This window comes from Streptomyces triticisoli (assembly GCF_003270085.1).
GTDB classification, from domain to species: Bacteria; Actinomycetota; Actinomycetes; order Streptomycetales; family Streptomycetaceae; genus Streptomyces; species Streptomyces triticisoli.
This window is the reverse complement of sequence record NZ_QFDQ01000171.1, coordinates 1-1,389: the sequence shown is the minus strand read 5'-3', so window position 1 is coordinate 1,389 and position 1,389 is coordinate 1. Positions and strand designations below refer to the sequence as shown.

The 1,389-nt window shown below is 78.4% G+C and carries 1 protein-coding gene; it reads right to left on the bottom strand.

Annotated elements, in window-relative coordinates; all coding sequences use genetic code 11:
* Positions 1-1,389, bottom strand: a 1,389-nt coding sequence (gene pglZ / locus DEP02_RS22915) for a BREX-2 system phosphatase PglZ (protein WP_112469578.1), incomplete at both ends; no start/stop codon positions are given.

The following is a 1,389-nucleotide window of genomic DNA, read 5'->3' as shown; positions in this document are numbered from 1 at the left end:
GGACCCGGGGTCCGGCGAGCCCGACCTCGCCCGGCCCGGCCGTGCCGGTCCGCCAGCGGGCGCCCTGGACCCCCTCGGCCGCCGTGGGCCCCGCGTCGCGCGGAGTGCGGTCCAGGACGTGCCCGTGGTCGGACACGAGCAGGACGGGCCGTCCGGTGCCGCGGGCCGCGTCGAGCAGATCGGCCAGTCTGGCGATGTCCCCTATGCCCCACCGGGCCCGCCCGCTCTCCCGGCCGTCCGCGAGCGCGTCGTCGATGGTGTTCACCACGACCCCGACGATCCGCTCCTCGTGGGCGAGTTCCTCCAGCAGGGCGGGTGCCAGCCGGTGCCCGGCCGTGCCCTCGTAACCGCCCTTGTGGAAGAGGACCGCTTCCCGCCTGCGCTTCTTCCAGAAGGCCGTGAACCCGGCGCGCTCCACCTCCTGCCCGCCGTCGGCCGCCGTCCCGCTGAGCAGTGAGGCCCGGCTGACGCGCGTGACCGTCGGCAGCATGGCGACGGCGGCGAGACGCCCGGGCGACCGCCCGCCGGAGCCCGCCGGAACCGGAACGATCTCCGTCCAGGCCCGCCGGCCGAGTCCGGCCGCCAGCTCCACGGCGACGTCGGCGCTCATCCCGTCCAGCACGAGCACGAGCGGCCGCCCGCCGTCCCGGGCGAGCGGCGCGGCGGCCTCCGCGAGGACGTCCTCGATCAGCAGCGCCCCGCCCGGCGCCTGCTGGGAGGCGGCCTCCGCCCAGGTGGCCAGCACCGCCGCGAACCGCTCGTCGAGCTGCTGCCGCCGGGTACGCACGCGCCCGATGAGCCGGTGGTACGCCTCCCCGAGCACACTGTCCCGCGAGGCGTCGCCCTCGGCGAGGACGCCGACGGCCAGATCCACCCACCCGGTGGACGCGAGGTGATGCCGCACCCCCTGGCCGACCGAGTCCACGACGGGCGCCGGGGCGTCGAGCCAGCGCAGCAGACGCACGGCGGTACGGGCCCGCTCGGTGGAGTCGCCGTACAGGCCGGCCAGTTGATGGTCCCCCAGCTCGCGCAGGGCGGCCTGGGCGGCGGCCGGCCGCCCGTCGAGCGCGGCGCCCAGCGCCCGCAGCCGCGCCCGGTACCCGGAGGGCAGCAGCCGGTCCCCGGTGAGCAGCCCGCTCAGCCGCGCGCTGTCGGCGAGCTGGTCGGCGCGTTCCAGTACGGCCAGCACGCGGGCGCGCGCGTCGGCACCGGCCGGGCCACCGGCCTCTGCCTGCGCGATCCACCGGGTGAGCACACCGGTGGCGGCGGCCGCGTAGGGCGTGAGCGCGTCGAACGAGCCGAGCGCGCTGCCGAACAGCGTGCCGAGCGCGAACCCGGCGTCGGCGGCGGCCGGGCAGCCCAGCGCCGCCGCGGCGAGCGCGCCGAGCG